The organism is Duganella sp. CT11-25, from assembly GCF_047302815.1.
GTDB lineage: Bacteria > Pseudomonadota > Gammaproteobacteria > Burkholderiales > Burkholderiaceae_D > Rugamonas.
Genome location: NZ_JBKBFD010000001.1, coordinates 7,229,781 through 7,246,469, shown reverse-complemented (window position 1 = coordinate 7,246,469; position 16,689 = coordinate 7,229,781). Strand labels below are relative to the sequence as shown.

17 protein-coding genes are annotated in these 16,689 nt (G+C 64.7%); 6 read left to right on the top strand and 11 right to left on the bottom strand.

Features of this window, described 5'->3' with window-relative positions:
* The first annotated feature begins 3 nt into the window (after window positions 1-3).
* Both ACEN9F_RS31750 and ACEN9F_RS31745 read left to right on the top strand, forming a co-directional pair.
* Window positions 4-273: a DUF1294 domain-containing protein gene (locus ACEN9F_RS31750; RefSeq protein ID WP_413426821.1), complete on the top strand. Its 270-nt coding sequence runs from the start codon at window positions 4-6 to the stop codon at window positions 271-273.
* Window positions 274-284: 11 nt separating this feature from the next.
* Entirely contained in the window at window positions 285-1,244 is a 960-nt protein-coding gene (locus ACEN9F_RS31745) for a DMT family transporter (protein WP_413426819.1), read from the top strand.
* Here ACEN9F_RS31745 and ACEN9F_RS31740 read toward each other — a convergent pair.
* The 9 genes from ACEN9F_RS31740 to ACEN9F_RS31700 all read right to left on the bottom strand — a co-directional run bounded on the left by ACEN9F_RS31740 (window position 1,241) and on the right by ACEN9F_RS31700 (window position 11,371).
* Window positions 1,241-1,879, bottom strand: coding sequence for an FMN-binding negative transcriptional regulator (locus ACEN9F_RS31740; protein ID WP_413426817.1), 639 nt, complete (start codon window positions 1,877-1,879; stop codon window positions 1,241-1,243). The genes ACEN9F_RS31745 and ACEN9F_RS31740 overlap by 4 nt on opposite strands.
* Before the next feature lie 89 nt (window positions 1,880-1,968).
* Window positions 1,969-2,583, bottom strand: a complete 615-nt coding sequence (locus tag ACEN9F_RS31735) for an LON peptidase substrate-binding domain-containing protein (protein ID WP_413426815.1) — start codon at window positions 2,581-2,583, stop codon at window positions 1,969-1,971.
* Window positions 2,584-2,623: 40 nt separating this feature from the next.
* Window positions 2,624-3,721, bottom strand: coding sequence for a metal-dependent hydrolase family protein (locus ACEN9F_RS31730; RefSeq protein WP_413426813.1), 1,098 nt, complete (start codon window positions 3,719-3,721; stop codon window positions 2,624-2,626).
* Window positions 3,722-3,981: 260 nt separating this feature from the next.
* Window positions 3,982-4,272 carry an H-NS family nucleoid-associated regulatory protein gene (locus ACEN9F_RS31725; RefSeq protein ID WP_413426811.1) on the bottom strand — a complete coding sequence of 97 codons (291 nt, stop codon included), beginning with the start codon at window positions 4,270-4,272 and terminating at the stop codon, window positions 3,982-3,984.
* Between the two features lie 167 nt (window positions 4,273-4,439).
* The gene (locus ACEN9F_RS31720) at window positions 4,440-5,582 is read right to left on the bottom strand and encodes a PepSY-associated TM helix domain-containing protein (RefSeq protein ID WP_413426809.1); all 1,143 of its coding nucleotides are present in this window, start codon (window positions 5,580-5,582) and stop codon (window positions 4,440-4,442) included.
* Window positions 5,563-6,492, bottom strand: a complete 930-nt coding sequence (locus ACEN9F_RS31715) for a LysR family transcriptional regulator (RefSeq protein WP_413426807.1) — start codon at window positions 6,490-6,492, stop codon at window positions 5,563-5,565. The genes ACEN9F_RS31720 and ACEN9F_RS31715 overlap by 20 nt, the downstream gene beginning before the upstream one ends.
* Window positions 6,489-8,771, bottom strand: a complete 2,283-nt coding sequence (locus tag ACEN9F_RS31710) for a GAF domain-containing protein (RefSeq protein ID WP_413426805.1) — start codon at window positions 8,769-8,771, stop codon at window positions 6,489-6,491. The genes ACEN9F_RS31715 and ACEN9F_RS31710 overlap by 4 nt, the downstream gene beginning before the upstream one ends.
* Complete coding sequence (locus ACEN9F_RS31705; protein WP_413426803.1) at window positions 8,768-9,088, bottom strand: hypothetical protein; 321 nt, start codon at window positions 9,086-9,088, stop codon at window positions 8,768-8,770. Before ACEN9F_RS31705 ends, ACEN9F_RS31710 begins: the two co-directional genes overlap by 4 nt.
* A gap of 69 nt (window positions 9,089-9,157) precedes the next feature.
* Entirely contained in the window at window positions 9,158-11,371 is a 2,214-nt protein-coding gene (locus tag ACEN9F_RS31700; protein ID WP_413426801.1) for a TonB-dependent receptor plug domain-containing protein, read from the bottom strand.
* Between the two features lie 188 nt (window positions 11,372-11,559).
* Between ACEN9F_RS31700 and asd the strand changes: the two genes are divergently transcribed.
* Entirely contained in the window at window positions 11,560-12,405 is an 846-nt protein-coding gene (gene asd, locus ACEN9F_RS31695; protein WP_413426799.1) for an archaetidylserine decarboxylase, read from the top strand.
* A gap of 16 nt (window positions 12,406-12,421) precedes the next feature.
* Here the strand turns inward: asd and ACEN9F_RS31690 are convergent, their stop codons facing one another.
* Window positions 12,422-13,333 (bottom strand): LysR family transcriptional regulator, encoded by a 912-nt coding sequence (locus tag ACEN9F_RS31690; RefSeq protein WP_413426797.1) that lies wholly within the window; start codon window positions 13,331-13,333, stop codon window positions 12,422-12,424.
* A 111-nt stretch (window positions 13,334-13,444) separates the two neighbouring features.
* Between ACEN9F_RS31690 and ACEN9F_RS31685 the strand changes: the two genes are divergently transcribed.
* The 3 genes from ACEN9F_RS31685 (at window position 13,445) to ACEN9F_RS31675 (ending at window position 15,536) form a co-directional block, all read left to right on the top strand.
* Entirely contained in the window at window positions 13,445-14,044 is a 600-nt protein-coding gene (locus ACEN9F_RS31685; protein ID WP_413426795.1) for an FMN-dependent NADH-azoreductase, read from the top strand.
* Window positions 14,045-14,081: 37 nt separating this feature from the next.
* The gene (locus ACEN9F_RS31680) at window positions 14,082-14,951 is read left to right on the top strand and encodes a pirin family protein (protein WP_413426793.1); all 870 of its coding nucleotides are present in this window, start codon (window positions 14,082-14,084) and stop codon (window positions 14,949-14,951) included.
* Between the two features lie 120 nt (window positions 14,952-15,071).
* Window positions 15,072-15,536 carry a hypothetical protein gene (locus ACEN9F_RS31675; protein ID WP_413426792.1) on the top strand — a complete coding sequence of 155 codons (465 nt, stop codon included), beginning with the start codon at window positions 15,072-15,074 and terminating at the stop codon, window positions 15,534-15,536.
* Here the strand turns inward: ACEN9F_RS31675 and ACEN9F_RS31670 are convergent.
* Entirely contained in the window at window positions 15,533-16,687 is a 1,155-nt protein-coding gene (locus tag ACEN9F_RS31670; RefSeq protein WP_413426790.1) for an acyltransferase family protein, read from the bottom strand. The two genes, ACEN9F_RS31675 and ACEN9F_RS31670, sit on opposite strands and share 4 nt — an antisense overlap.
* Window positions 16,688-16,689: the final 2 nt, after the last annotated feature.

Genomic DNA, 16,689 nt, shown 5'->3' with positions numbered 1-16,689 from the left:
TTGTTGCTGTGGTGGCTGGCGTCGCTCTACGGCGTCGCCAGCGTACTCTGCTTTATCGCCTACGCGGTCGACAAGTCGGCCGCCATCCATCAGCGCCGGCGCATGTCCGAGCGCAGCCTGCTGCTGCTCGGACTGGCGTGCGGCTGGCCCGGCGGCTTGCTGGCGCAGCGCTGGCTGCGCCACAAGACGGTCAAGACCTCGTTTCAAATCGCCTACTGGTGCAGCGTGGCCGCCAACCTGGCCGCCGCCTGGTGGCTCAGCACTCTCTACTGAGGATTTCAAGCATGTGGCACGGCGTCTTATGCGGTTTGCTGGCGGGAGCGATGTGGGGCATGGTGTTCATCGTGCCGGCCTTCCTGACCGCGTTCACGCCGCTGGAAATGGCCTGCGGGCGCTACATCTGCTACGGCCTGATCGCCGCCGGCCTGATGCTGCCGCGCCTGCCCGCCCTGCTGCGCCGCCTGGACCGCGACGACGTGATCGCCATGATCAAGCACGCGCTGTCCGGCAACATTGTCTACTACATGCTGCTCGCGCTAGGCGTGCAGCTGGCCGGCGTCTCGGCCACCTCGCTGATCATCGGCGTGCTGCCGATCACGGTCACGCTGATGGGGCACAAGGACCACGGCTCGGTGCCGCTCAGGCAGTTGACGCTGCCCTTGCTGCTGGTGGCCGCCGGCATCGTCTGCATCAATATCGACGTCTTCACGCATGACGCGGGCAACGGCATGCCGCTGGCGCAAAAGCTGATCGGCGTGGCCTGCGCGGCCGGCGCGCTGGCGTGCTGGACCTGGTACTCGGTCGACAACGCGCGCTACCTCAAGCGCAATCCCCACTTCAGCAGCGGCGAGTGGTCGGCCCTGTACGGCGTGTCGAGCGGGCTGATCGCGCTGGCGATCGCGCTGGGCGCGCTGGCCGTATTCCATGCCGACGTCACCGGCGCCGGCGCCGTGGCCAGCGGGCGCGACTGGACTGTGTTCTGGATCGTCAACGCCGTACTGGCACTGGGCGCGTCGGTGATCGGCAACCACCTGTGGAACGTGGCCAGCCGCAAGGTGCCGCTGACCTTGTCCGGCCAGCTGATCCTGTTCGAGACGCTGTTCGCGCTGCTGTACGGCTTTATCTACCGGCACCAGCTGCCGCGCGGGCTGGAGATCGCCGCGATGCTGCTGCTGGTCGCGGGCGTGATGTGGTCGGTGCGCGTGCATGCGCTGGACGACGCCCACGAGGCGCACGGCGGCTAGCCGCCGGCGATGTGCCCCGCCACTAGCTCGGCCATCGCCGGCGCCGATTGCGACTGCAATCCCTCGACCACGCCGCGCTGGTCCTCGGCACCGCGGTTCTGGCTCACCTTCCATTTCCCCACCAGGCTGTCGATCGGGATCTCGATGCCGATGATGCCTTTCATGGTCGCGGCCAGGAAGTCGGCCGGCGCGTCGGCCGGCCGCCACGGCTGCGGCAGCCGGCCTTCCTGCGACGCGGTCAGGTCGTCCAGCTGGCGGCGCAGCCAGGCCGCGTCGTCGACCACGCGCGCCGTGCCGCGCGCCTGCACCATCGCGTAGTTCCAGGTCGGCACCACCTTGTGCGTGGTGCGCTTGGTTTCGTACCAGCTCGGGCTGATGTAGGCTTCCGGTCCCTGGAACACGACCAGGCAGGCCGGCGACGTCTCCAGCTTGCGCCACAGCGGATTGGCGCGGGCCACGTGGGCGCGCAGCAGGCCGAGGCCGCTCGCGCCCTCGTCCGCGTACAGCATGAAGGGAATCAGGTCGGCGGTGACGCCGTCGGCGCCGGCGATGATCAGCGTCGCCAACGGGTGGGCGCGCATCAGGCCGTGGCGGACGTCGAGGCGGTCTTCGGCAAAGGCGGTAGGCAAATACATGTCGGCGTTCCGTGCGTTGAGCTTATGCCGAGTGTAGCAGCAGCCGCGCGGCGCTCACAGAGCCAGCCGCGCACGCGGCGATGGAGCCACTAGTCCAGCAGGCCGTTCTCGCTCAGCACGTCCTGGATCAGCTCCAGCCGCAGCACGGGATTTTCCTGCAGCAGCAGGCGCTGCTTCTCTTCCAGGTCCAGCCGCAGCAGCTCGCACCAGCGGTTGGCGACCCAGCCCGCCTCGTCGAGCCGGTAAGGCGGCGCCAGCGGCATGTTGGCGGTGGAGATCTGCTTCTTCTGCAGTGAACGGATCAGCGAGCCCAGCGCATTGGCCACGTCCTGCTGCTCGGTCGGGACCGGCACCACCATGTCCTCGGCCACCTGGTCCACTTCCGCCATCCACAGGCCGTGCTTGAGCTGCTCGGCCGAGCGCACCTGGAAGCGCGTGGTGCCGATGCAGGAGATCTGCAGCAGCCCCGGCAGCGGCGCGGTCCAGTCGATGATGCGCGCCATGGTACCGGCGCCGGACAGCGTCTCCTGCTTGTCCGGCACGCGTATTTCGCTGCCGTCCAGCAGGGACACCACGCCGAATTCCTCCCCCCGCGCAATGCAGCGCTTGACGAGGTCGAGATAGCGCACTTCAAACACTTGCAACGGCAAGTGGCCGTCGGGGAACAATATCGTGTTCAGTGGGAAGAGAGGAATCGATGCCATTCCGCCATGATCGCATGAAATGGCAGAGGCCGCCTCAGGATTATGGCCGGCGGTAGACCACGCCGCCCTTCATCACCAAGCCGACCTTGCGCAGCGCCGCGATATCCTGGGTCGGGTCGCCCTGCACCGCCACCACGTCGGCCAGGTAGCCCTCGCGGATCCGGCCCAGCGACGCCGCCTGGTCCAGCACCGCCGCGTTGACCACGGTGGCCGCGCGCAAGGCTTCCAGCGGCGTCATGCCTAGCTTGACCATCCACTCCAGCTCGCGGGCGTTGTCGCCGTGCGCGAACACGCCGACGTCGCTGCCGTTGCCGATGACGACGCCCAGCTTGCGCGCCAGCTGGAAAGCGCGCGCGGCGGCCTGCATGGACGGTGTCGGCGCACCGCCGCGCTGGTATTTCTGGAAGTACTCGCTGGTCGCCTCGGGCGCCGTCAGCGTCGGGAAATAGGCGACCTTGCGTTCGGCCATCAGGCGGAAGGTGGCCTCGCTGCCGCCGTAGCCGTGCTCGATGGTATCGACTCCGGCCAGCGTGGCGCGGCGCATGCCCTCGTCGGTGCTGGCGTGGGCCGATACCTTGCGGCCCGATTCATGCGCGGCCCGCACCAGCGCGTCCAGTTCAACCTGGGTAAAAGTGGCGTGGGCGCCGCCGTCGGCGCCGGTACGATAGTCGGCATAGACCTTGATCCAGTCGGCGCCGCGCGCGCCCTGCTCGCGCACCGCCTTGACCACCTCGTCGACGCCGCTGGCTTCCTGCGCGCCCTTGGGCAGGTCGACGTCGGCGCGATAGCCGCGCGGCGACGGACCATAGCTGCCGGTCGCCACGATCGCGCGGGTGGCGATAAATAAGCGCGGCCCGGGAATGACGCCGTCGGCAATCGCCTTTTTAATCGCGACATCGGCATACAGCGCGCCTTCGGTGCCAAGGTCGCGCAAGGTGGTAAATCCGGCCTGTAAAGTCGCCGCCGCGTGGCGGCCGGCCAGCAAAGTCCGGTATTCCACCGATTCCTTTAAGACCTGGTCGTCCCACGACGTTTCGTTATATGGATGCAGCAACACATGGGAATGCAGGTCCATTAAACCCGGTATCAGGGTGGCGCCGGGCAGGCAGATACGCTCGGCGCCGGCCGGAATATTCATTTTATCGGCGGGTCCGACCGCCGCGATCCTGCCGTCCGCGATAAGCACCGACCAATTCGCGTGCGGCTGGCCGTCGCCTGTCCAGACCCGCTCGGGGCTTAACAAAGTATCAGCAGCCTGAACGGCGGGAGAGAATATGGAGATTAAAGCGGAGAATAAGACTACGGCACGGCGTCGCATCATGGATAGCGTCCGAAAAAATAAAAGCCGGCACCCGGTTTATAGAACATAAACCCGAGTCTGCCGGCTTTGAAGAAGAATTACTTAATCAGATAATCGTTCTTGTCCTTACCTTCGAGCCATTTCGGTGCGCGGCCGCGGCCGGTCCAGGTCTGGCCGGTCGCGTCGTCGCGGTACTTGGTCGGCACTGGTGCGCGGGTTTTAACGGTCTTTACCTTGGCGACACCGCCCAGATCGGCAACGGTCAGGCCGTGTTCACGCATGATCGCGGTGACTTTTTCCTTGGCCTGCGCGATTTCATTCTTGCGGGCGCTTTCAGCCAGGTTTTCCAGTTCGGCGATCTTTGCTTTGTATTCCTGGTAAGTCGTCATCTTATTTCCTTCTTTATCGATGGGTTAGATTTAAAAACCACAAGTGACAATGTGTGAGAATTGATAGGCGCAATTTACCATAATTTTGCGGCATTACTCCAGATATCTACTAAGAAATTCCAATATAGCGATAAAAACGAATATTTTCCACAACTGTTTGTACCGAATCAGGCGGATTGGCGGCGCCGGCGGATTACCCAGGTGCTCAAGCCCGTAATAAAGAATAGGGCCGGCAACAGACCGGCGGTTACCATTACCCAGCGTCCTATGACGGAACCGAATTGGCCGGAATGCAGCGGATATAAAGCCGCAAGGAAGCGGTCGCCGCGCGGGCCGGACAAGGGATTAACTATTTCAATAATGTCGCCGCTGCGCATATCAATCAGCAAGCGTAAAGTACCGGTGCGCTGCCAGTCATCGGCGCGCCGCAGGCGGATTTGATATATGCCGCGATCAGGCAAGCGATTCATCGCCAGCAATATGGCGCCATCGCTCAAATGTTGCTCCGCGATGGAGCGCGCATCGTTCCACGAAATGCCGGCCTCGCCCTTGTCCAGCGCCGGCCGGGCAATGCTGCGGTGCTCGACGCTGACTTCGGCCACCTGCCCGACCACGGCGCGCGCCAGTTCCGGCAAGCCGTTGTAAAAACCGGTCACAGCCACGACGACCATCAGCATGATCGCCAGCAGCCCGGCCGAGCGGTGCAGGTCGAAATGGCTGCGGTAGGCATTCTGGTTCCATCTCACGCGCAGCGCCCGCTTCCACCCTTGCGCCGGCGTCGGCCACGCCAGCAGCAGGCCGGCCAGCAGCATCGCCAGCCAGGCCAGCGCCAGCCAGCCCAGGGCGGCGCGGCCGGGCTTGCCCTGCAACAGGTTGGCGTGCCAGCGCTGCAGCGTCGGCATCAGATGCGGCGCGTCGAAGGCAAACTGCTCGCGGTCGCGGCTGCCCAGCAACGCGCCGCTGCACGAATCCAGCATCGCCTCGCTGGCGGTGGCGCCTGGCGCCTTGAAATACAGCGAATAGCCGGCGCCCGCGTGGCTGGGCAGGTAGACCGAACTGACCTTGGCCTTGGGCCAGTAAGTTTGCAGGCTGGCCACGGCGCCGCCGATATCGAGCGGCGCCGCGCATGGTACGCGGTTGTGGAACAGCGCGGGATTCAGGGCCTCGTCGAGTTCGTGGTTGTAGACCAGCAGGCTGCCGCTCAGGCCGGCCAGCACGATCAACAGACCCAGCGTCAGGCCCAGCCAGCGGTGCAGCCACACCGCCGCCGGCCGCAAGGCCCGGCGCACGCTACGGGGCGCATGGGTCATCGCACAGCGGGCGTAGCTGTACGCCCTCCTTCACCACCTTGCGGATCAGGTTGGCCAGGCGGCAGGTGGCCGGGCCGGCCACGTCGGGACTGGCGACGATCAGCGACAGCGACAGCTTCTGGCGCTGCCCCACCCGCAACGGCAGCGGCTTGAGCAAGCCGTCCGCCAGCTGCGCCTGCATCTTGTGTTCGGCCAGCCAGCCGAAGCCCAGGCCGCTGCAGATCATTTCCATCCGGGTATGCGGACTGGTGACCGTCCAGCGCTGATTGCTGGACAACCAGCCGTGGTCGCGCGGACTCAGCGTGCCGGAGTCGCGCACGACGATGTGCAGGTTGCGGTTCAGGTCGTCCATTTCCAGTTCGCGGCCCAGCGTATGCAGTGGATGGCACGGATGGGCCACGGCGACAAACTCGATGTCCATCAGCGCGTCGCCCAGAAAACCCGGCGGAATGCGGCTGACGATGGCGATGTCGGCGCGCTTTTCCACCAGCGCATCCTCGGAGCCGGACAGCACGGTCTCCTCCAGGTTGACGCGGGTATGCTTGGCCCAAGGCTCGAAATCGCGCAGCACCTGCACCAGCAGTTCGACCGGGAACAGGCTGTCGACCGCGATGCTGACCTGCGGCTCCCACCCCTCGGCCAGGCTGCCGGCCAGCTGCTCCAGCTGGAAAGCATCGCCCAACAGTTCACGCGCCCGGTTCAGCAGCGCTTCGCCGTTGGGCGTCAGCCGCGCGCGGCGGCCGTCGATCTCCAGCAACTCCACGCCCAGCTGCTCCTGCAGCTTGGCCACCATGTAGCTGACCGACGACTGGCTGCGATGCAAGGCCTCGGCCGCCTGCGCATAGCCGCCGCATTCGACAATGGCTTGCAGGACTTGCCACTGCTCCAGCGTGCTCCTCGGTATCTTCACTTCGATTCCATGATAAAAGTGCCGTCCCAATCCGGCGGCGGCGGATTGTCCGCCATATGGCCGCAGCGTTCGATGTACAGCTCGGCGACCTTGTCGTGCGGGTTCAGCGCCAGCACTTCCTGGAATAGCCCGGCGGCAGCGGCCCAGTTGCGCTTGCGATAGCTTTGCAGGCCGTTGCGGAACAAGCCCATCGCCTCGACCAGCGACGGATAGCTGTCCTCGCTGTGGAAGTCCAGCACTTCGTAGATCGAGACCGGCTTGGTCTTGCCCTTCACCACCACGATGTCGACCTCGCGCATGCGGTAGGTGCCGCGCAGCGCGCGATAGGTGAACTCGCTGATGAGGATGCGGGCGCCGTATTGCTTGCAGGCCGATTCCAGCCGCGCCGCCAGGTTCACGCCGTCGCCGATGATGGTGTAGTCCATGCGCTTCTTGGAACCGATGTTGCCGGATACGACCAGGTCGGTATTGAGGCCGATGCCGATTTCCACCGGCGGCTTGCCCTCGCTCGCCCGCACCTGGTTCCACGCGCGCAGCTCGGTCATCATGGCGATGGCGGTGCGCACCGCGCGGTCGGCATCGTCTTCGTGGCCGACCGGGATGCCGAAGGCGGCCATGATGGCGTCGCCGATGAATTTATCCAGCATGCCCTCTTCGCGCTGGATGCAGTCGACCATCATCGTGAAGTATTCGTTGAGCAGGGTCACCGTGCCTTGCGCGCCGAGCTGCTCGGTGATGGTGGTGAAGCTGCGGATGTCCGAGAACAGCACCGTGGCCGGCACGTTTTTACCGCCCAGCATTTCCGCGCCGTTGGCCACCATCTGGTCGGCGATGCCGGGATCCATGTAGCGCGACATGGTCGAGCGCAGCCGCTTTTCGCTGGAGATATCTTCGATCATCAGCATCCAGCCGATTCGCTTCTGCTCCATCGACAGCAGCGGCTGCACGCTGAAATTCACCGAGCGGGTTTCGTCGTCCAGCACCAGTTCGGCATCCATCAGGTGCTCGGCGGACTGGTTTTCCTCGACGTGGCGCAGCTTGTCCATCACCCAGGTGTTGTCCGCGCCAAAGAACTCCGCCGCCTGCCGGCCGACGATGCGGGCCGCGTCGGTGCGCAGGATGCGCAAGCCGGCGGCGTTGCAGGTGACGATCTTTTCCTGGCTGTCCAGCGTGATGACGCCGTTCGACATCGACTCCAGCATGGCCTCGTTGTAGTTCTTGATCTGCTGGACGTCGGCAAACAGCTTGGCGTTTTCCAGCGCGATCGAGATTTGCGCGGTGAAGGCGCGCAACCGCGATTCGTCTTCCATGCTGAACGGGCCGCCGCGCTTGTTCAGCACCTGCGTCACGCCGATGATCTTGCCGGCCTTGTTGACGATGGGCACGCACAGGATGGAGCGCGTGAAATAGCCGGTACGCTTGTCGAAGGCCGGGTTGAAGCGCAGATCGGCGTAGGCATACGGGATATTGATGGTCTTGCCGGAGGTGAACACGGCGCCGGCGATACCGGCGCTGTTCGGCAGGCGGATCTGCAGCGACTCCAGCCCTTGCCCCACTTCCGACCACAGCTCGCCGGTTTTCTCATCGTTGAGGAACAGCGTCGAACGCTCGGCGTTGAGCAGGCGCGTGGCCTCGCCCATCACCTTTTGCAGCAGCGAGCCCAGCTTGATGTCGGCCGTGACTTCGGAGACGACGTCGATGAACTCCAGCTCCTGGCGGCGGATCTTCTTCATGCTCTCCAGGAAGCGCGCGCTTTGCAGCGCCAGCGTGCCTTGGGTGGTCAGCGCTTCCAGCAACTGCAGGTCGCCGCGAGTGAACTTGCCGCGCCGCTTGTTCAGCGTCTGCGAGACGCCGATGATCTCGCCCTTGAAGGTCTTGATCGGCACGCACAGGATGTTGCGCGTGACGAAGCCGGTCTGCTCGTCGATCGTGCGGTTGAACCGGGCGTCCGCGTAGGCGTCGGCGATCATCACCGCCTCGCCGGTGGTGAACACGTGGCCGGCGATGCCGGTGTGGTTGAGGAAGCGGATCTCGCGCTGGTGCGTGCCCTGCGCCACGCGCGAGAACAGCTCGCCGGTCTCGGCATCGTTGAGGAACAGCGAGCCGCGCTCGGCGTCCAGCTCTTCGGTGGTGACTTCGATCAGCGCGGTGAGGATTTCGTCCAGCGTGTCGTAGGCGGCCATGCGGCGCGACACTTCCAGCAGCAGCTCGACCTGGCGCAGGCGCTTGCGCTGCGCGCCGGCGGTCTCCGCCAGGTCGGAAGGGATCCTGGCCGTCATGCCCGGGCCTCCAGCGCATCGCGCAAGGCGCGGATGGTTTCGTGCAGCTGGGCGATGTCGGCGTGCAGCGCGGTGGTCGCGGCCTGGACGGCGTCGGCCTTTTCCTGGGCCAGCTTTTCCAGGCTGGAGCGCAGGGCGGAAATGGTATCGCGCAACTGCTGCGATTCATTGTGGGCGGTGGTCGCGGCGTCCTGCACCTGGCGCTGGCGCTCCAGATGCGCCGCTTCCAGCTCGGAGCGCAACACAACCACGGTGCGTTGCAAATCCCGCACCTCGGCCAGCGCCAGACGCAAACCGGCGTCGTCGTCCTGGATCATATCGGCTGCTTTCGGCGTTTTCAGGGTAGTCCCACGGCAAAAAAGTTCACCGCAGAATCATACCACTCATCAGAATCGCTTCTCTACCGTGACGCGCAGCTGGGTCTCGCCGCTGGCGATGGACATGCGGTTCAGGCTGCCGTTGGCGTCGCTGTACAGGCTTTCGGTGGTGTAGTCCTGCGCCAGCAGGTTGGAGACGGCCACGCGCAGGTTGTTTTGCGGGTCCAGCTTCCACAGCGCGTACACATCCAGGTCGCGGCGCACCGAGCTGTAACCGCCCTGGGTGCCGCTCAGGCGCGCCAGGCCGCCGTTGCGGAAGCTGAAATTGCTGCCGGTGCTGAGCTGGCCGTCGCGGGTCTTGTAGTCGATGCCCAGCGTGGCGCTGAGCGGGGTCTGCTGGTCCAGGCGGTTGTCCGGGCCCGGCACGCTCTCCACGCGCGACCAGTTGCGGCTGACGCTGGCGCGCAGGTCCAGCGACGGCGCGTCGTCGATCAGCGCGCGCATCGGGAACTTGGCTTCCAGCTCGATGCCGCGCGTCTCGGCGCGGCCGTCGTTGATCGCGGTCGAGACCCAGCGGTCGTCCTCGAACAGCAGGCCCTGGTGAGTGTAGTTCTCGATGCGGCGCACGGAAGCGCTGGCGCTCAGCAGGCCGCCGTCGCCCCAGTAGTGCTCGAACGACGCGTCCAGGCCCAGCGCCAGCTCCGGCTTCAGGCGCGGATTGCCGCGGCGGTCCGGCTCGGTCGGGCTATTGTTGGTCGAGGTGAACTTGCGCGGAATCAGGCTGGCGGTCGACGGCGCCTTGTAGGTGCGGGTCAGCGCCAGGCGCATCTGGTCCTTCTTGTTCGGCATCTTGATCAGCGTCTGCATCAGCGGGCTCAGCACGCTGGAGCGCTGTTGCACGGCGTCGAAGGTATTGCCATCGCTGCGGGTGTCCAGTCCTTCCCAGCGCAGGCCGGTGTAGATCGACCACAGCGGCGTCAGGCTCCATTCGTCCTGGCCGTACAGCGCCAGCCGCGTCACCTTGGCCGAGAAGCCTTCGTCGCTGTTGATCGGCGCACTGCCCGGCAGGTCGGCGTCGCGCTGGATGCGGCTGTCGTCGCGCTGCGTGATGCCGGCATCCCAGCCCAGCGAGATCGCGTGTTCGACGGCCTCGGCCTCGCCCTCGGCCGGCTTGCCGAAGGTCAGCGGCGTCGAATACTTGCCCTGGGTGCTGAAGCCCTGCTCCGAGCTTTCCGACACCACCGTGCGGAACAGGGTCGCGGGATCGCCGTGGTTGCCGCCCAATTGCAGCGAATCGCTGGTGTTGCGGGCATCGCTGACGGCGGCCTTCAGGTCCAGCTTGGCGCCTTCGGCCAGCTTGTGCACCCAGTTCAGGTCGGTGCGGCCGAAGCCGCTGTGGGCGCTGTAGGTGCTGTCGATGCGGTCGTAGTCGGGGCCGGCGCCGAGCTCGGTCGTGGTGCGGCTATGGCTGTTGCTGGCGAACTTGTTCAGGTTGAAGAAGGATTGCGAGGTCAGCGTATCGCCGTTCCGCAGGGTCCAGTTGATGCGCGGCGACAGGTTGAAGCCGTCCGAGCGGCCCTGGTCGCGCCAGGTCGAGGAGCGGTCCAGGTTGGCCACGCCGTCCGCATCGGTGCCGGTCTCGAACGATGGCGTCATGCGGTTGTACATATAGCGCCAGGCGTTGCCGCCGAACGAATACGAGGTCGAGCCCATCTTGTCCGACATCTGCAGGCTCAGGCCGGGCGAGCTGAAATTGCTGCCCTTGCCTTCGCTGATCTTGACTTCGTGCTGGGCCGCCTTGAGCGCCTTCTTCAGCACGATATTGATGGTGCCGGCGATCGACTGGGTGCTGAATTCGGCGCTGGCCGCGCGCAGCACCTCGATGCGTTCGATCACGTCCGGGGCCAGGCTGTCGATGGCGAAGCCGGCCGGCGCGCGTTCGCCGTTGATCAGGATCTGGGTATAGCCGGCGCCCAGGCCGCGCATGCGGATCTCGCCGCCGCTGCGGCCGGCCGCGCCGCCGACGGTAATGCCAGGCAACCGCTTGAGCACGTCGTTGACCGAGGTATCGCCGTATTTCTGGATTTCCTCGCTGTTGACCACGGTCTTGCTAGCGGTATCATCTCGGCGCGCGTCATAGCTGGCGGCGGCGCCCTTGACCTCCACCTTCTGCATCGGCTGCGGCTCGGCTTCTTTAACCACATCATCGGCACGCGCGGCGCCGGCAACAAAGCAAAGGGAGGCGACGGCAGCAGCGATCTGCGTCAGATGAAGTGTCTTCATATGAAATTGGCAAGTTGTAGGACAAGTGGGAACTTGCATTATGCCTTGATTTGGGCGAAATGTTCAGTAAATAACAAGCCCGAGAAACTGTTTAGCGTAATTTCATAAACGGCCATCCCGAAAACATGAATCTCCCCTGGCGACAACGATATAATGCGCGATCGTTAATCTTGTATGGATAGCCTACCGTGTCCGACCGCCTTGCCGTATTGCCGCAGTATTTGCTCCCCAAGGGAGCGTTGACCAACTTCGCTGGCTGGGTCGCCGGCGCCAAAGGCGGTTCCCGGACCACCGCCCTGATACGCTGGTTCGTCGGCCGCTACAACGTCAACATGGACGAGGCGCTCGATCCGAATATCGCCAATTACAAGACTTTTAACGAGTTCTTCACCCGCGCGCTGCGCGCCGACGCCCGCCCGCTGGCCGACGCCGCCTTCATCTGCCCGGTCGACGGCCGCATCAGCCAGTTCGGCGCCATCGATGACGACCAGATCTTCCAGGCCAAGGGCCATCAGTTCAGCACCACCGCGCTGGTCGGCGGCGACGCCGCGCTGGCCGCCAGGTTCCAGCACGGCAGCTTCGCCAATCTGTACCTGAGCCCGCGCGACTACCACCGCATCCACATGCCGGTCGACGGCAAGCTGACCCGCATGATCTACGTGCCGGGCGAGCTGTTCTCGGTCAACCCGACCACCGCGCGCGGCATTCCGGGCCTGTTCGCCCGCAACGAGCGCGTGGTTTGCGTGTTCGAGACCGCCCACGGCCCGTTCGTGATGACCCTGGTCGGCGCCACCATCGTCGGCAGCATGGCCACCGTCTGGCATGGCGTGGTCAACCCGCCGCGCCTGCCGAAGGTCACCGAGTGGAGCTACGAGGACCAGGACATCGTACTGAAGAAAGGCGAGGAACTGGGCCGCTTCCTGCTCGGCTCCACCGTCGTCATGCTGTTCCCGAAAGACGTGCTGAGCTTCAATCCAGCCTGGCAACCGGCCGGCCCGGTGCAGCTGGGCGAAGCGATGGCTCAGCTGAAATAACTCGGTTTCAACAAGCCTACATGCCGGCCGGCGCGCCGGTATCGAAGGCTGCCTCCAGCATATCAATAAACACCCGGGTCTTGGCCGGCATCAGCCGGCGGCCCGGGAAGACGGCCCAGCCCGTCACCTGCGGGAAAGCCCACTCCGGCAGGACCCGCACCAACTCCCCCGTCTGCAGGTACGGCCTGGCGATGGCCTCGGTCGACGCGCCGATGCCGATGCCGGTACTGGCCATGCGCACCAGCAGTTCCGGCGAATTGGCCAGCAGCCGCACCGGCAACTCGCGCTCCCAGGTGGTCTTGCCGCGCAACAGCGTCCAGCGTATCAGGCCGTTCAGGCGCGGCGGCAGGCTCAACAGATCATGCTTGAACAGGTCGTCCGGATGCTCGGGCAACCCGCGCAAGCCGTTGTACAGCGGCGATGCATACAGCGCCAGCGAGCTGAAGGTGATACGGCGCGCGGCCAGCGTGGCATCGTCCGGCAGGTTGCCCATGCGGATGGCCAGGTCGTAGCCTTCGGCCACCAGGTCCACCCGGCGCGGCGACAGGTCCAGCTCCAGCGAGATGGCCGGATAGCGGTTCATGAACTGCGCCAGCGTCGCGCTCATCGCCACGTTGGCGAAGTCGGCCGGCATCGACACCCGCAGCAGGCCGCTGGGCGCGCCCTGCCGGTGCTGGGCCAGCGCGCCGGCCGCCTCGGTCTCGTCGGCCACCTTGCGCGCGTGCTCCAACAGGCTGGCGCCGAACTCGGTCAGCACCAGCTTGCGCGTGGTGCGCTGGAGCAGGCGCTCGCCCAGGTGCGCCTCCAGCAGCGAAATCCGGCGCGACACCGTCGATTTCGGCAACTGCACCCGCTCCGCCGCCAGGCTGAAGCTGCCACATTCAACGATGCGCGCGAATAAAAGCAGGTCTCCGGGGTCGATTTCCATAGGATTGTTCCATCAGTGGATTAATGTTATCCATTTTAACGACTTCCGGAATAAATTTGAAACGATTAAAGTAACTCCATCGCATCACTAACCAGACATCAGGAGTAAGCCATGAACATCTTGCAAATCAATTCCAGCGCCCGCAGCACCGGTTCCGAATCGACCCGCCTGGCCGACGCCATCGTCGCCAAGGTGCGCGCGGCCAACCCGACCGCCGCCCTGACCCGCCGCGACCTGGCCGCTGATCCACATCCGGTGATCGACGAGCCAACGCTGCAGGCCCTGTTCACCCCGGCCGACCAGCGCACCGAAGCCCAAGCCGCCCGCGTGGCGCTGGACGACGCACTGATCGCCCAGGCACAGGCAGCGGACGTGATCGTGATCGGCGCGCCGACCTACAACTTCGGCATCACCGCCCAACTGAAAAGCTGGTTCGATGCGATCGCCCGCGCCGGTGTGACCTTCAAGTACGGCCCAACCGGCCCGGTCGGCCTGCTGACCGGCAAAAAAGTCTACGTGGCCTTGTCGCGTGGCGGTCTGCACCGCGATGCGCCGACCGACACCCAGCTGGCGCACATCAAGATGTTCCTGAACTTCGTGGGCCTGACCGACGTGCAGTACGTCTTCGCCGAAGGCCTGGGCATGGGTCCGGAAGCCGTGGCCAAGGCGCAAGCGCAGGCGGAAGCGGAAATCAACGCCGTACTGGTGTAAGCAAGACAGGCGGCGCAACCAATTAAGGAGAAATACCATGACTGATCAAGTGAAAAACCAACGCAGCGTAGAACGCATCATCCAAGGCCAGGCCGTCATGGACGGCGCGGGCGTCAAGATCAACCGCGTATTGACCCAGACCCTGCAGCGCCGCCTGGATCCGTTTTTGATGCTGGACAATTTCGGCAGCGACCAGGCCAACGACTACATCGCCGGCTTCCCCAGCCATCCGCACCGCGGCTTTGAAACCGTGACCTACATGCTGGAAGGCCGCATGCGCCACAAAGACAGCGCCGGCAACGAAGGCTTGCTGACCAACGGCGGCGTGCAATGGATGACGGCAGGCCGCGGCGTGATCCACTCCGAAATGCCGGAACAGGAAGACGGCGTGATGGAAGGCTTCCAGCTGTGGCTGAACCTGCCTGCCAAGGACAAGATGCGGGCGCCGTGGTATCGCGATTTCAACGGCGATGAAGTGCCGGTGTTCACCACGGCCGAAGGCGTCAAGGTCAAGGTCATCGCCGGCAGCAGCCATGGCGTGACCGGCGCCGTGCAGCGCGAAGTGACGGAACCGATCTATATCGACATCGATATCCCGGCCGGCGCCTCGTTCAGCCAGTCGCTGCCGGAAGGCCACAACGCCTTCATCTTCACCTACCGCGGCGCGGTCAATGTCGGCGACAAGGCGGTCGGCACGGGCCGCATGGCGATCCTGGCCAACACGGCGGGTGCGGACGGCGTAACCATCCATGCGACCGAGGCCAGCCGCCTGATCCTGATCGCCGGCCAGCCGCTGAACGAGCCGATCGCACAATACGGCCCGTTCGTGATGAACACGCAAGCGGAAATCTTCGCCGCCGTCGAAGACTTCCGCGCCGGCAAGCTGGGCGAAGAAGCCCAGGCGTAAAAGATCCGGGGTCAGGTCCAGTTTCCGGACACGAACTCTACCGTAGTGACCGCTACGGTAGAGTTCGTGTCCGGAAACTGGACCTGACCCCGGAGTTGCATCTCAGGATAAAATGCCGGCATGATGCCCACTATCCTTAAATGGCTGCGCTACCTGAGCCACATTCTCGGCTTTGAGACGGCCGATTCCTTCCCGCCCGGCCACCCGTACGAACGCACGCGCTGGAACGGCGCCTATTTCGATATCGCTTCGGATGTGAAGCCGGACCAGATCGAGAGCCGCCTGTGCGAGGCGATCGGCAACACGCCGCTGGTGTTCGGCTATATCACCAATCCGACGCCGCGCATGCAGCGTGCGCTGCTGGCCATGCTGGAAGAACGCATGCGCAACAACCGCGGCCGCGCCACCGAACTGGCCGCGCTATTGGTGACGGCCTATGACAGCCCGCATATCACGGAAGTGGTGCCCGGCCTGCGCGCCGCCATCGCCGCCACCCGGCATGAAGACATGGGCGAGCGCGCGCGCAGCGTGATGGCCTTCCTGGGATCGATGCAATCGCCGTTCGACGTGATCGAGTTGAATTAGGCCGGGACGGCCGCCGGCACTACCGGCTTGGCGAAGTTGCCCGGCACGTAGCGGTCGCGCAGCTTCATGAACGGCGTCTCCACTAATAAATGCAGCAGCCAGCCGGCGGCGATGCTGGCCACGCTCATGATGGCGATAGCCTGCCAGGAATCCGGGCCCCAGCCTTCGGCCTGCAGCGGCACGCGCATCAGCACGCACAGCTGCTTGTGGGTCAGGTAGATCGCATACGACCACAGCGCGATGCTGGCCGCGCCCGGCACGCGTATTCGCTGCAACAGCGAGCCGGCGCTCAGCGCCGCGATCAGCAACAGACTGAAACTCAGCCCCAGCAATGGATAACCGATCACGGTCATCATCAGGCCATAATGGTCTTCCAGCAGCAAACTCCAGGTCAGCGCCAGCAACGCGGCGCCGGCCGCCAAGGTCCAGTTGCCGAACGAGGTGATGCGCGCCCACACGCCGGCGTGGTAATTCTTCAGCAGCGCCAACGCCACACCGCACACCAGCTCGTCGAAACGGCACAGCGATGAATAATAGATCAGCGTGTAGTAGTGGTAGCCGCCCTGCTCTCCCGGACCGACATAGGTGGTCCAGAGGTAGGCGCGGATCGCCATGCCGGCGGCCAGCGTGCCGATCACCGCCACCCACGCCCAGATCAACGATTTGCGGCAGGCGGCAATCAGCAAGGCCAAGGCCGGCAGCAGCAGATAGAACTGCTCTTCCACGCACAGCGACCAGGCATGCGAGAACGCCGTGCCCGGATTCAGGTGGATGTTTTGCGTAAAAGTCAGGAATTTCCACAGCGGCGGCATCACGCTGGCGCCGCGCCAATACGGCCACAAGGCGTACAGCGCCAGCACCACGTAGAAGTTGGGCAAGGTGCGCAACAGCCGGCGCGCATAAAAACGTGGCAGCGAAAAGCGCTCAGGCCCGCTCTGCTGGCGGCGGATCGCGCCCAGGATCTGGTTGCCGATCAAATAACCGCTCAGCGCAAAGAACAGGTCGACGCCAGCCCAGCCGATCTCGCTCATCCAGCCGAAGGTCGGCGTGTTGCTGACGAAAATCATGTAGTGGTTCATGAACACCAGCACGATCGCCAGCGCGCGCAAGGTGTCGAGGCCGGCATTGCGGCTGGTGGTCAATGAATTCATCG